Origin of the sequence: Buttiauxella warmboldiae (genome assembly GCF_003818135.1) — a bacterium.
GTDB classification, from domain to species: domain Bacteria; phylum Pseudomonadota; class Gammaproteobacteria; order Enterobacterales; family Enterobacteriaceae; genus Buttiauxella; species Buttiauxella warmboldiae.
Genome location: NZ_RPOH01000010.1, coordinates 19,099 through 32,459, shown reverse-complemented (window position 1 = coordinate 32,459; position 13,361 = coordinate 19,099). Strand labels below are relative to the sequence as shown.

The following is a 13,361-nucleotide window of genomic DNA, read 5'->3' as shown; positions in this document are numbered from 1 at the left end:
TTTAGACACTATCTGGTACCTGAATCGAGTGCCAAATCGTTTTATTATTAGGATCCAAATGCGTTCACTTGCCGTCGATGTGATCAAGCAGGCATTTAGCCTCACGCCTGGCGAAAAACTGCATAAGAAACTCTATGTTGCGATCTGCAACTGCATTCTTGAGGGTAGCCTGCGGCCCGCCACGCGCATGCCTCCTTCGCGCGATTTGGCTACGGAACTGACGCTGTCGCGCAATACCGTACTGCGGGTGTATGAGCAGCTGCAGGCAGAAGGGTACATCTCAACGCGCACCAGCAGCGGCACCTTTGTCACCGAAAGCGTACTCGACAATCTCAATACCCAGGCGGCAAGAGCGGCACAAAAATCCACGCCTGAAGACCGCTCAAGCCTGTCTGAACGCGCTCTTGAACTGCTGGAGAACGCCAGCGCAAGCCCTGCGCAATGGGGGGATTTCATCCCCGGCGTGCCCGACGTAAACAGCTTTCCGCACCGGACTTTTAAAAAAATTTATGACCGCATCGCAAGACGTCTGGATCCGCGCTGTCTGACCTACGATGCCGCAGGAGGGCTGGAGGAGCTAAAGTCGGCCCTGTCAGATTATTTACGCACCGCGCGCGGGGTGAAATGTTCAACCGACCAGATTTTAATTACCGAAGGTATTCACCAGGCGCTGGATTTAGTCACCCGCACGTTATGTAACCCGGGCGATAGCGCATGGATTGAAGAGCCGGGCTACTGGGGAATTAAAAATATCCTGCGCATGAACGCGGTAAATATTTCTGCGCTTGCGGTGGACGATCAGGGCCTGGTGCCGCAGGCCGTATCTCACGAGAGGCCGAAACTGATCTTCGTCACCCCTTCACACCAATACCCGTTAGGTTCCGTTATGAGCCTGCCGCGCCGCCAGCAGCTGCTTGCGCAGGCGCGGAAATGTCACAGCTGGATTGTCGAAGACGATTATGACAGCGAATTTCGCTTCTCCGGCCAGCCGATTCCTGCTTTACAGGGCCTGGAAGAAGAGAGCCCGGTTATTTACATCGGCACCTTCAGCAAAACGCTCTATCCTGCCCTGCGGCTGGGTTATGTGGTGTTACCTCCCCCTTTAGCCGCGCCGCTAAAAAAGGTACACAACGAACTTTACCGCAGCGGCCACCAGCTGATTCAGGCGGCGCTGGCCGAATTTATCACCGCAGGGTATTACGCGGCGCATATTCGTAAAATGCGCCAGCTATATAGCAAACGTCGTAACCAGCTCGTTGAGCTGATTAAGCTGCATCTGGGGGAGGAATATCTGGGATATTATAATAGCAACGCCGGGCTGCATCTGATTATTCAATTGCCAGCGGCGAGTGATGACATCAGCATGGCCAGGCAGGCAAATGCCGCAGGCATTCTGGTCAGGCCATTATCGCGTTATTACTTTAATCAGCTGAAATCGAAAGGGCTATTAGTTGGCTTTGCCAGCATTAAGGACAGCGACATGCTGCCTTCGTTTATTCGGCTGGCGAATATTATTAAGCAACAATAGCGATCGAAGAGACTAATTTCTTCTCGGTCTGATTGCGCACGCAAAAACTCATAGCACCCGGACTTCCCTGCCGCCGCTGTAAGTAAAGGCTTGAACCGCAACATTGTTATGTTATAACATCATTTCCGTTAACTAAAAACGAACACGGAGAAACGCATGACATCACCTGTTACCACCATGGTTCTCGGCATGAGCATTCTGCTGAGCAGCGCGAATGTACTGGCGCACAGCCATTCCCACGGCGCCCCCTTAACAGAAATCGAACGCAAAGCCAGCGAAGGGGTATTTGATAATAAAAATGTAAAAGACCGTGCGTTAAGCGATTGGGACGGCGTCTGGCAGTCGGTTAATCCTTATCTGCTAAACGGCGATTTAGATCCGGTAATGGAGAAGAAAGCGCAGAAAGACGGCAGCAAAACCGCGGCACAGTATAAAGAGTATTATAAAAAAGGCTACGCCACCGATATTGATATGATTGGTATTGAGAATAACGTTATCGAATTCCATAGCGGCAAAACGGTGAATACCTGCCGTTACGATTACGCCGGTTATAAAATTCTCACTTACACCTCGGGGAAAAAAGGCGTGCGCTACCTGTTTGAATGCCGGGACAGCCAGTCAAAGGCCCCAAAATACGTGCAGTTCAGCGACCATATTATCTCCCCACGCAAGTCCGATCATTTCCATATCTTTATGGGCAATGACTCACAGGCCTCGTTACTTAAAGAGATGGATAACTGGCCGACGTTTTATCAGTATTCCCTGAGTAAAGAGCAGGTGGTTCACGAGATGCTTGCTCACTGATTGAGAATATTATTCCTGTCAGGCGCAACTTTGATGCCGCAGTTCACCTGCGGCATTTTTGATCCCCGCGGAAACAAAATCTTCCAGGGCGCTGAAATACGCCCTGTCACTCACAAAGAAAAGCCTTCAATGGCAGCCCCTGCTCGTGAGAGCGCGCATAGAGCTGCGCCAGCAGCAGCTCCGCCGTCGCCACCGCGTCGCATAGCGCATGATGCGCCGGATAATCGGGAAGCTGATAATCACGGCGAATACTTGAGAGGCGCAAATCATTCTGCATCTGCCGCGCTGCCTGCTGGTAACGCCGCTCCAGCTCAAGCGTATCAACCCACAGCAGCGGTAGATCTTCCCGCCCGTAACGCGAAGAGAGCCAGGCATTGATAAATGCCCGCTCCACCATTCGGCCGTGCACCACTGCGACTTTCGCGTGAAGATCCGTAAACAACGCCTCCATTGCCTCATCCAGGGCAATGCCATTGCGTAACATTTCCGGGGTAATGTGATTAACCACGGCACTGTGGGCATTAACCGGGTGTTCACCCGCAATATAGTGGTGCCGGGCGCTCGCCAGCCCTATTTGCCCCTGTTGCGCCACGATGCTGCCAATGGACAAAATCCGATCCCTGTCGGCATCCAGCCCGCTGGTTTCAAAGTCAAAGATCAGCCACGGAACCTCGGTGATAGCGGCGTTGAAATCCGGTAACGGAGCGGCCAGCATCTGTTGCAATGCCGGGCTAAGATTCGGCACCCGGAGCCACTGCTCGCGCTGGTTCTGTAACCGGGTTTCCAGCGATGGCGGAAAAAAACGCGCTAAAAATCCCATTATTGCCCCTTCACAAACAGCATGCGCGCCAGCTCCTGCTGGCGGGCGATAATGCGAAAAGCATCCTTCAGGTGCTTACGCTCAAAGCTGCCAAACTCGCGCGGATCGATCTGGTTATCGGGGGCGATCCCTTTGCGCAGCTGCGATAACTGGTGATTAAAACGCAGGCGGGTCAAAAAGTGAAAAGCATCAATGATGTCGGTACAGCCACCGGCGGACATCAACCCTTTGTCACGAGCCGCGCGGAAACGGGCTTCGGTGCTGGTTTCGCTACACCCGGCCGCCAGGGCGTAAATACGCGACAAATCAATAATCAGCGTCAGGGCGAAGCGTTTGATATTAAGCGTCTTACTGTCGTTGCCGCTCTTCTCAAGCACCAGATTGTTAAAGATGCCAAGCGGTGGCGAGGTACCGGCGGCATCGCGAGTCAGCGAACGTAGGAAGCCAGGATGTGCGGCAATATCATTGAGTAGCGACTGCTGGAAGGCATCGTGCAGCCAGGTGTTGCCATAAAAGGCGCGCGTTTCGAGGAACACCGTCGCGTTCAGCAGCTGCGTATATTCCGGGTTGGTCACCCATTTGCGGATACAGGCCTGCCAGATGGATAGCGGCTGGCACCAGCGGCTCTCGGATGCCATAAAATTACCGCTGCATAAAGGATAACCGCATTGATCAAGCCCCTGGCAAACAAAACTGGCGAAACGCAAAAACCATTGCTGCTCTTCCGGGCCTGCGCTATCGGGTAAAATAATCGCGCTATCCTGATCGGAATGAATATGCACTTCATTGCGCGCATGCGAGCCTGCGACTATCCATGAGAATTCACACGGCGGCTCGCCAAACTCCACAAGCGCCAGTTCAATTAAGCGACGGGTGAAGGCATCCATCAGCATCGACATCACCATCTCCACCACGCCGCTGCGCAGATTTCCCTCTACCAGCGCCTCAAATATCGCCTGGCGTTCCACCTGCAGCAGCGCTAATTCCGCAACCGACTGGCAATGGTTAATACGCTCAATCAGGAAAATGGCCTGCACGCGATGATGCTGCACCAGATGTGAGGCAGTTAACAGGCCAACGGGCCTCTGGCAGTCCACCACCGGCAAACTGCTGACGCCGTGGCGCATCATTAGCGCCACCGCATGCATCACCAGGTCGGTGGAAGAAACGGTAACCGGGTCAACCGTCATCACATCTCTGACCGGGCGGGAGATATCAAAACCTTCGGCGACCACCCGGCGCGTCATATCCCGGTCGCTGATGATGCCAATAATCTTGTCATCTTCCATCACCACCGCCGTTGAGCAGCGATCGACCCAGCGCATCTGTTTCGCCGTTTCCTGCACCGAGGTTGCGGCATCCACCACCGAGATAGTCCCCCCCGCCAGATCGGCAACTTTACGCACAAACATGCCTTTGTCTTCGTCGCTCCAGACGATGTCCATCGCACCATTGAGGCGTTCGTGGGCATTAATGGAAAAGTGCGTCGCGTACTGTGGGTGCTTTTGCAGCATCGATTGTAAAACGCTGTGCGGGATCTGGTACAACAGCGTATTTTCGATAGCAGTGACGTTGTAACAATCTTGCGGATTGCCCGGAATGCCCTCCAGGAAAGTGAAGCCAAAAAGATCTTCCGGCCCCAAACGCGCCCGCAATACCCCATCGCTCCAGCGCTGTTCTAGCGACCCGGTACGCACTATATAGAGATAGCGTTCCGCGGCAGCAATATCGAAAGGCAGCGTCTCGCCCACCGCCAGATAGCTGATGCGAATGGAGCGCGCGATCTCATTCTGCGCCTCCAGAGGCAGCGAATTGAGCGGTGAAACATGCGCGATAAAATCGCAGATATTGGGCAATAACGGTTCCATCGTCCTGCTTAGTCCTAAAGTTGAAATTGCGTTTTATAATATATGCTACCGCTAACCCGGAAAGATAGGCTATTTCGCCGTGGCCCCATGATGCCATGCGCTGTTCTTGACCGGCTTAACATTTAATGATGTCAATCAGTTACATCGCCATTGAATTGTGAATCAGGCGATGTAAAATTGAAGTGCCTATGTATAATTGATGTGAATAATTTTTCAGATTCCTGGCTCTCTTTTTTGCCATTTTCACCCCTTCCAGCGACCAGGTTTGAACCATTTTTTCAGGGAAAGTTACGATGAAATTGCGAAACCTGTTGATCCTTGCCGTTGTTGCTACCGTGGTGGGCTGCAAAGCGCCCCCTCCTGCAATGACGGACGATACTATCGTGACCAGCGAAGTCAATGGCGTCACGCTGACACACCGTTACGCGGTAGCCGCCCCTTCTGAATTCACCCCTGTTAACGCCAGCTATCGCGCCCTGTACCCAGGGTCGATTATGAGCAGGCCGAACTTTGGCGGCAAAGTCATCAATACCCTTGAGAATGGGCAAAGCTATACCGTGCTGGGCCAGGTCGAAGATAACTGGCTGGCGATTGCCGGGCAGGATAAACAGGAAATGCTGGGCTATGTGCCAATGCGGGCGCTGGTTAAAAGCGAGCTGTACGCCCAGACGCTGAAAAAAGATCGCCCGCGTCCACGCAAAGCGGCGAAGAAAACCACCTGTGTGGCGGTAGATAACGCCAGCAAAGCCTGTCAGAACGCCAATAGCGGCACGTGGATTATTGATTAATTTCAGCGTTACGCGTTGTTATATTAAACTGTTCGCTTAACAAGGACTTCTATGAAACTCTGGCTTTCGGGTCTGGCGCTGCTGCTGGCTTCTACCACCGTATGGGCTGGGAACTACCGTATCGTTCAGTCTCCTTCGCAAAAGCTGGATGTCTGGATTGATGATGTCCCGAACAACACGCCGCAAAGCTGGTGTGCAGCCGAACTCCCCGTGCGCATCGTCGCCAACGGCGACAAAAATCCCTCCGTACTCAACATCTTTATGCCGCGTCTTGGCGCCCTGCTGGAAAGCCAGTGCAGCACGGTGCAGCTGGTAAGCTGGCGGCTTGAAGACCCACAGGGGGGGACACTTGCCATCGGTACAGCCACCAAAAACAGCGACTGGGCGGTGATTATCGCACCGGTGGTATCGGGGGAACCCAGCGCAATCCCCCGAACGGATGAAGGCTCGCCGCTGGCTGACCGCACGCCGTGGCAGGAGTTTACGCTACAGGATGGCTGCCACCTGCGCACCTTCTGGCAGGGCGATGCTAACGCTTCCGCAATGTTTATCCCCAACGGCAAATGTGAAAAAGGCGGCTGGCTCAACGGCCGCAGTGAAATCATTCTGAGCGGAATTGAGGGTGAAAAGCGCGCCATGATGACCTTTGTCCATGGTTTTCCGGTGAGCGGATTAAGCGTGGACGCCAGTTCCGACAGCCTGCTTATCACCAGCCTCAATAACGAACGCATGGTGGTCAGCAACGCGCACGCGCCGCAAAGCTGGATGATTTTGCCCTATAACGCCAGGCTGAATAGCTGGCAAGCCAGCGGCACCGTGGCGGTTGAAATGCCGCGTGAAATGACGGTTGATGAGGCAGCCATTCAGGCACGTTTAAATCAGGTGCGTAAAGTCTGGGGAGCCTGGCTTGCCCCGGATACCTCGATCACTCTGCTGTTAATTGACTCCCTGCGTCCGCAACTGCGAGATCCAGCGGTAGGCGCCTGGCGCGCCCAGAAGTAGCAAGTGAACATTCGTCGAATTCGTGCAGAGAAAGGCCATCATGACTGATAAAGATTACCCTCAAGAATTTCCCGACGCTCTGCCACCGGGTTTCCGCTTTGACGAATTTGAAATTCAGCAGGTGGCTGAGTCCAACCATACCAGCGTGGTTTATCAAGCCTGGGATCATCAGCTTGAACGCCCGGTGACGATTCATGAGTTTATGCCGCGAGCGCTGGCGGTACGCAGCGATAACATGCAGCTGGTGTTACGCAGCAAACAGGACAGCCAGGCATTCCGCACCGGTATCAACCGTTTTCTACGCTCGGCGCGCCAGCTGGCTCAGTTCAATCACCCTAATCTGTTACAGGTTTTAAGCTTCTGGACGCAAAACGAAACCGCCTATGTCGCGACGCGTTATGCCAGCGGTATGACGCTTGCAGAATTACAGCAGCAGCCCGAAATCGTCACTGAAGCCTGGATACGCCGTATGCTACCGATGCTGTGCAGCGCGCTGGCGACGTTACATGACGAAGGATTTATTCATCGCGACCTGTCGCTGCGCACGGTTCAGATTCAGGATAATGGCGCACCGCTATTGCTCAGTGCCGGTGCGCCGCGCCGAACAGACAGCGAAAAAGCTGACGAGATCAAAACGGCGCTTAATCCAGGCTTTGCCGCGCTGGAACAGTACGCTGACGATCTGGAAAACCAGCTCGGCCCATGGACGGATATCTACGCGCTCGGCGCGATGCTCTACACCCTGATTACCGGCACCTGCCCTCCGGCAAGCGTTACCCGCACCCTTCAGGACCCTTGCGTTAAGCTGGCAAAAAACCGCCCGGAAGGATATTCCCACAGCCTGCTGCAGGCGGTTGACCAGGCGCTGGCGTTAAAGCCCGAAGAACGCCCGCAATCTGTCGCAGAATTTGCTGCACTGGCTGATATTTCCCTGAGTGGCAGCACGCCGCTCAGGCAGCCCGGAACCATGCTGGTGGCGCTGGAAGACGCGGAAGTCACGCCGCGTTCTGCGTTCAGAAAGCGCTATAAATTACCGCTGCTGACCGGCATCAGTTTGCTGGTCGGCATGGCGATTGGCGCCGTGATTTTTGGCGGGCGTTTTTCAGCAAGTCCGCCTTCAGAAACCACGAAAGCACAACAAGGCACCACGGGAGAGAAAGCCGAGCCTTCCACCGCGAAAAGTGTTGTTCCTGCCAGCGACGAAGCTATGGCGCGTATTTATGTGCGCATGAACGACGACGAAACCCTGGCGGTCAACGGCAAAACGGTAAAAGTCACGCCCGGCATCAACGGCTATGGCTTCCTGCAATTAACGGTCGGGAAATACGAGATTACTCTGAACAATAGCAATCAGACACGCAGCATGACGTTAACGGTTGAAAAAGCGGGCACCTGGCTGATTAACCCGCCGGGCTGAGGTGGAAACAGTAGCGGTAGTCAGGAATTAAGGCGCTGACTCAAATCTTGTCCAAGTCGGCGTAAACGTTCTTTAAGCTCGCTGTAATCACCAGGGATATGATCAAAATAAGGACAGGTAATAGTGGCTAACGCATAACCTGTGACTGCCGTGACAGGAAAAGAAAGTGATGTTAATCCAATAATGCGATCGTGTTGTATCTCCGAGTAACCTTTTTCTCTAATAGTATTTATTTGCTCGATGAGTAACAGCCGTAGCTCTGGCGTTAAACGATAACTACGCATCAGTTTCCATGCATCATAGTCGTTTGCTAAGGCTAAAAAAAGCAGCGCAGAACTGGATTTAACAGTGTTCAGAATTGACCCTTCACGTGCGCTTATAGAAAGGGAGAAATCTGGGTGAGCATGACAGAAAACCCAAAAATTATCGTCGCGCAAGCCAGCTAAATGGCAAGATTGGTTAGTCTGCCAGGTAAATTCCTTCATTAGCTTTTTACAAATTTCCGAAGCAGAAAATTTTTCAATAAATAATGAACGATGTTTGAATACAATTTTATCAGTCAAAAAATAATGGCGGTTTTCATCCTGATATAAATAACCTTCATTTTTTAAACAGGCAATGATTCTATAAAGCTGGTTAAATGAAAGGTGTAACTCAGATACCAGCTCACTCATACTTTTTGGCTTTCCGTTCTGTGCCAAAAAATCAATGACTTGTAAGCCTCGACTCAATGCAGGGGCTTTATATACAATTTTATTATTCGTCATATCAAAGCCATTCCCCTGGACAATCTGCGTATTAAATTACATCTTTTTTATCGTAAAACCTATCACCATAAAAAATGACGATAGGTTTTAAAAGCTAATGTTGGTGGGTAGCATCCGAGTAGTTTAAATTTATCTCTAATGTTTCTCGCTTGCGTAAGTAGCGAATAACCAACAATGTTACAATACCACCAATGCACATACAGAAACCAAGATAGTACATAGGGTAGCTGCTATTTCCGGTGAGATCTTTGATCGCTGGCACACTATTTTGTGCAAAGAAGCCACCCAAGTTTGCCAATGAATTTATTGCCGCCAAACCTGCAGCTGCTGCTGAATGCCCAAGGAAACGAGTGAGTGTCCAGAAGCACGGTTGTATCGAAAAAATAGCCATTATAACTACCGTGATACACAGAAAACTCAGCCAAGGTAGTGTAATAAACGCAGCACTTCCAGCCAGAAAAATAGCGGAAGTAAACATAGGAATAGCAATGTTTTTTACCGGATCAACAGTACGTGACGGTTTACGAGTCATCCAAATGAGCAATAGAATTGCCATCGACCACGGAATCATATTAATCAGCCCGTTCTGCATATCCGTAGCACCAAATCCTTTGACAATTGTCGGCATCCAATAACTTAACCCATAAGCACCGAAAGAGATGAAACCCAATACCAGTGCTAACAAAAGTACCCGACTATCTTTCAGTGTTTTGAGTACACTATTTACATTTCTGTCCTGATGCTTAATCTCTTCAGAATGAAGTTTATGATTCAGCCACGATTTTTCATCTTCAGCTAAAAATTTCGCTTTTTCAGGTGATTCAGGCAACCACAACAAGACAGGAAGAATAAAAACAACAGCAGGAATTCCAGTGCCGATAAATATCCACTGCCAACCCTCTAAATTTAATGTGCCGTGGATACTAAGCAGCATGCCGTTAAGTGGTGCACCAAGTAAATTGGCGCCTAAACTTGCAATAATAAGATAGCCTACAACTTTAGGACGGTAGCTCAAAGGGAACCACTTGGTTATATAATAAAGCAGCCCTGGATATAACCCGGCTTCTGCTACACCGATTAAAAATCTTAAGACATAAAACATTGTAATATTGGTGGTGAATGCCATGATGATGGTAATTACGCCCCAAGTTGCCATAATTCTGGCGAACCAAACTCTGGCGCCTAGCCTGTGTAACAGAATATTACTTGGAACTTCAAAGAACAGATAACCAATAAAAAACAAAGAGGCTCCCAATCCAAATGCTGTTTCGCTTAAACCTAAGCTATCTATCATGTGAAGTTTCGCAAAGCTTATATTTTGCCGATCGATATAGGCGATAATATAAAGCATTACCATAATCGGCACTATTCTAAAATTTATCTTTTTTATAATATTCAATTCAATATCATGATTAGAAATGGACATAATAGTATTCCTGTATGATTTTAAATATCAGAATCACATAATACCGAACTTATCAAACGCTTCGACTGTACTCATACCATTTTTAAGTGCGGAAAATACTTTGCTTTCGCTTTTTGCTTTTTCAAACGCACCATGAAATGCATCATCTACTGCCTGTTCTGGGATAACTAATACACCATCACGGTCACCATAAATAACATCGCCAGGTTTCACTTTTACACCATCAAGTTCAACAGGGACACGCCAATCCACCACCTTTCCTCTTGGGCCTTGATCTTGTGCATAGCTGCCAAATGACGCAACCGGCAAACCAAGCCTTAAAATTTCGTTAGTATCACGATGATAACCATGGATAACGGCTCCTGCGGCACCACATTGCATAGCACGCATTGACATTAACCCACCCCATTGAGCATATCGTAATGAACCACCTACACAAATGTAAACTTCATTTGCTTTAAGATCATCCAGTGCATGAAACATCAAACCAAAAGGTTTAGCGCTTAATATGTGATTTCCTGAATATTCACTTTGAAAATAATCAGCTTCTAAAACGGGCATAGCTCTACCAATAATAACCATATTACTTTCTATAGGTTTTAAATTCGGGCTAAGGAACTGTTTTTGTAATCCCATCGTATCTAATATATCACCAACCAATGCAACAAATAATTTCTCTTTCGCCAGTTCAAACAGAGCTTTATCCCCAGACCAATAATGACTCATACTTTTCTCCAGAAAATTTATTACTCAGGGTGAGGTTCACGATCAATATGGTAGCCTGATTTTCCGACCAGAAAATCCAAATCGGCACCAAGGTTCGCCTGCTGAACGGTATTCATATACATATTGACGTAGCCACGTGGAAAATAAGGTAATACAGCAGTCCAGTTTTTCTTTCTGTGATATAGCTCCTCATCTGAAATATGGAGAGTCAAGCAACGTGTTTCGATGCTTAATTCGATAACATCGCCGGTTTGTACGAAGGCCAATGGGCCTCCGACTGATGATTCAGGACAAACATGCAATACAATCGTGCCAAAAGCCGTACCTGACATGCGGCCATCAGAAATACGAATCATGTCTCTAATACCTTGATCCAATATGACTTTTGGCAACCCGAAGTTCCCGACCTCAGGCATTCCCGGGTAACCTTTAGGGCCTGCCCCCTTAAGAACTAAAATTGTATTTTTATCAACAGGAAGTTCGGGGTCATTGATTTCTAAATTATACTGTTCAATATTTTCGAATACATATGCTTTAGCTTTATGATTAAGTAATTCAGGTGTTGCCGCTGAGGGTTTGATCACTGCTCCATCTGGACATAAATTACCCTTAAGAACTACAGTACCCGCATTTCCCTGAAGTGGATCATTAAACGGCCTAATGACATATTTATTGTATATCTTACTTCCTCGATAATTATTCTCAAGTGTATGGCCATTAATCTGAATTACACCAGAATGTAATTTATGTATGAGTTGTTTAACTACGGCAGGCACTCCTCCTGCATAATAAAAATCCTCCATTAAATAATTACCTGATGGTTTTAAATTTGCCAACAACGGAATATGTTGACTAAGATTATCAAATTCTTCCAACGTTAGCGATACACCAATTCTTCCTGCAATCGCTAATAGATGAAGAATAAAATTAGTTGAACCACCGATTGCTGCATTCACAATGATTGCATTTTCAAATGCCTGCCGCGTAAGAATATCTGACAGTTTTATATCTTGTTCTACCAGTTCAACAATACGCCTGCCGGATAAACGGGCAACGCGACGGCGATTTGCATCTACTGCAGGAATGGCAGCTGAACCAGGTAATGACAACCCTAGTGCTTCCACCATACAAGCTATTGTTGATGCGGTTCCCATCGTATTACAAGCCCCAGGACTGCGAGACATACTATTTTCAGTTTCATCAAACTCGGCCTGAGAAATCACTTGTGCGCGGAGGTCTTCGCTAAACTTCCAGAGATCTGTTCCTGACCCAATATCCTGCCCCTGATGTTTACCGTTGAGCATTGGGCCACCACTCACCACAATCGTAGGAATATCAACACTTGCAGCCCCCATCAAACAAGCGGGAGTGGTTTTGTCACAGTTGGCTAGAATAACCACGCCATCTAATGGATTTCCACGTAGTGATTCTTCAACATCCATGCTGGCTAAATTACGGAATAGCATGGTCGTTGGTTTCATTAATGCCTCACCAAGTGACATCACCGGAAATTCAAATGCAATCCCCCCTGCTTCTAACACCCCTTTTTTTACATGCTCTGCAAGATCCCTTAAATGAGCATTACAGGGTGTTAATTCTGACCAGCTATTACATATACCAATAACTGGCCGACCATCAAATACATCATTCGGTAATCCCTGATTCTTTAACCAGCTACGGGCAATAAAACCGGATTTATCTTTTCGACCAAACCATTCATGACTTCTGCGATTTTTCATTTTCTTTACCGAATAGTTTAATTAAACACAAAATAGCTTTGAATATTGGTATATTATTCATCAGAAATGACGAGTCAATTTATCTAAACGCCGGGTATTTAATGTTAAACCGTGATCATAACGAGGATATTTTATCACCTTATGGAATTTACTTTTATATGTGAAACCACTTGCATTATACATGTTGTTGTAACTTACAATTAAGTTTTATTATTCAGCGTAATGCTGGGGTTTACTCTATGTTAACTTTCATATATAAAAACTGTGATTCCGTTAAAATGATTGATATTTGGGACGTAGTTATCATTTCATCAGTACAGACATAGTCAGGATAAAGATTCAGCGACTGCTTTTCCTTACAAATCGTAGCTTTGATCTCGGTAAATCATCTGCTTTATAGCAAGATGCGACATCTCTCCTTTCACTGCCCGGAAAATCGTCTAAGGTTTTCATTGGGTTGATCGCGAAAATTTTCA

Annotated in this window: 11 protein-coding genes; 5 read left to right on the top strand and 6 right to left on the bottom strand. The window is 48.4% G+C overall.

All coding sequences use genetic code 11. The features are described from left to right. The first annotated feature begins 58 nt into the window (after positions 1 to 58). Positions 59 to 1,528 carry a MocR-like pyridoxine biosynthesis transcription factor PdxR gene (gene pdxR / locus EHN07_RS03115; RefSeq protein WP_124022744.1) on the top strand — a complete coding sequence of 490 codons (1,470 nt, stop codon included), beginning with the start codon at positions 59 to 61 and terminating at the stop codon, positions 1,526 to 1,528. 156 nt (positions 1,529 to 1,684) lie between these two features. Next, positions 1,685 to 2,332, top strand: coding sequence for a metal-binding protein ZinT (gene zinT / locus EHN07_RS03110; protein ID WP_124022743.1), 648 nt, complete (start codon positions 1,685 to 1,687; stop codon positions 2,330 to 2,332). Between the two features lie 106 nt (positions 2,333 to 2,438). Here the strand turns inward: zinT and EHN07_RS03105 are convergent, their stop codons facing one another. Further along, positions 2,439 to 3,152 carry an exonuclease domain-containing protein gene (locus EHN07_RS03105; protein WP_124022742.1) on the bottom strand — a complete coding sequence of 238 codons (714 nt, stop codon included), beginning with the start codon at positions 3,150 to 3,152 and terminating at the stop codon, positions 2,439 to 2,441. Next, complete coding sequence (locus tag EHN07_RS03100; protein WP_124022741.1) at positions 3,152 to 5,020, bottom strand: DUF294 nucleotidyltransferase-like domain-containing protein; 1,869 nt, start codon at positions 5,018 to 5,020, stop codon at positions 3,152 to 3,154. Before EHN07_RS03100 ends, EHN07_RS03105 begins: the two co-directional genes overlap by 1 nt. Before the next feature lie 293 nt (positions 5,021 to 5,313). Between EHN07_RS03100 and EHN07_RS03095 the strand changes: the two genes are divergently transcribed. The 3 genes from EHN07_RS03095 to EHN07_RS03085 are packed head-to-tail and all read left to right on the top strand — an operon-like array spanning position 5,314 to position 8,227. Then, positions 5,314 to 5,808 (top strand): SH3 domain-containing protein, encoded by a 495-nt coding sequence (locus EHN07_RS03095; protein ID WP_124022740.1) that lies wholly within the window; start codon positions 5,314 to 5,316, stop codon positions 5,806 to 5,808. A gap of 51 nt (positions 5,809 to 5,859) precedes the next feature. Beyond that, the gene (locus tag EHN07_RS03090) at positions 5,860 to 6,810 is read left to right on the top strand and encodes a hypothetical protein (RefSeq protein WP_124022739.1); all 951 of its coding nucleotides are present in this window, start codon (positions 5,860 to 5,862) and stop codon (positions 6,808 to 6,810) included. Positions 6,811 to 6,850: 40 nt separating this feature from the next. Beyond that, complete coding sequence (locus EHN07_RS03085; RefSeq protein ID WP_124022738.1) at positions 6,851 to 8,227, top strand: serine/threonine protein kinase; 1,377 nt, start codon at positions 6,851 to 6,853, stop codon at positions 8,225 to 8,227. A gap of 20 nt (positions 8,228 to 8,247) precedes the next feature. Here EHN07_RS03085 and EHN07_RS03080 read toward each other — a convergent pair whose 3' ends face one another. The 4 genes from EHN07_RS03080 to EHN07_RS03065 form a co-directional block, all read right to left on the bottom strand. After that, complete coding sequence (locus tag EHN07_RS03080; RefSeq protein ID WP_124022737.1) at positions 8,248 to 8,994, bottom strand: IclR family transcriptional regulator; 747 nt, start codon at positions 8,992 to 8,994, stop codon at positions 8,248 to 8,250. A 94-nt stretch (positions 8,995 to 9,088) separates the two neighbouring features. Then, positions 9,089 to 10,420 (bottom strand): MFS transporter, encoded by a 1,332-nt coding sequence (locus tag EHN07_RS03075; RefSeq protein ID WP_124022736.1) that lies wholly within the window; start codon positions 10,418 to 10,420, stop codon positions 9,089 to 9,091. Positions 10,421 to 10,453: 33 nt separating this feature from the next. Then, positions 10,454 to 11,146: an RraA family protein gene (locus EHN07_RS03070; RefSeq protein WP_124022735.1), complete on the bottom strand. Its 693-nt coding sequence runs from the start codon at positions 11,144 to 11,146 to the stop codon at positions 10,454 to 10,456. A gap of 20 nt (positions 11,147 to 11,166) precedes the next feature. Continuing rightward, positions 11,167 to 12,885 (bottom strand): IlvD/Edd family dehydratase, encoded by a 1,719-nt coding sequence (locus tag EHN07_RS03065; RefSeq protein ID WP_124022734.1) that lies wholly within the window; start codon positions 12,883 to 12,885, stop codon positions 11,167 to 11,169. Positions 12,886 to 13,361: the final 476 nt, after the last annotated feature.

Excerpts from the sequence above, each read along its gene's own strand:
- EHN07_RS03080 (WP_124022737.1), bottom strand. The coding sequence starts at position 8,994 with ATGACGAATAATAAAATTGTATATAAAGCCCCTGCATTGAGTCGAGGC.
- EHN07_RS03100 (WP_124022741.1), bottom strand. The coding sequence starts at position 5,020 with ATGGAACCGTTATTGCCCAATATCTGCGATTTTATCGCGCATGTTTCA.
- EHN07_RS03065 (WP_124022734.1), bottom strand. The coding sequence starts at position 12,885 with ATGAAAAATCGCAGAAGTCATGAATGGTTTGGTCGAAAAGATAAATCC.
- EHN07_RS03105 (WP_124022742.1), bottom strand. The coding sequence starts at position 3,152 with ATGGGATTTTTAGCGCGTTTTTTTCCGCCATCGCTGGAAACCCGGTTA.
- EHN07_RS03095 (WP_124022740.1), top strand. The coding sequence starts at position 5,314 with ATGAAATTGCGAAACCTGTTGATCCTTGCCGTTGTTGCTACCGTGGTG.
- pdxR (WP_124022744.1), top strand. The coding sequence starts at position 59 with ATGCGTTCACTTGCCGTCGATGTGATCAAGCAGGCATTTAGCCTCACG.
- EHN07_RS03070 (WP_124022735.1), bottom strand. The coding sequence starts at position 11,146 with ATGAGTCATTATTGGTCTGGGGATAAAGCTCTGTTTGAACTGGCGAAA.
- EHN07_RS03075 (WP_124022736.1), bottom strand. The coding sequence starts at position 10,420 with ATGTCCATTTCTAATCATGATATTGAATTGAATATTATAAAAAAGATA.
- EHN07_RS03090 (WP_124022739.1), top strand. The coding sequence starts at position 5,860 with ATGAAACTCTGGCTTTCGGGTCTGGCGCTGCTGCTGGCTTCTACCACC.
- EHN07_RS03085 (WP_124022738.1), top strand. The coding sequence starts at position 6,851 with ATGACTGATAAAGATTACCCTCAAGAATTTCCCGACGCTCTGCCACCG.
- zinT (WP_124022743.1), top strand. The coding sequence starts at position 1,685 with ATGACATCACCTGTTACCACCATGGTTCTCGGCATGAGCATTCTGCTG.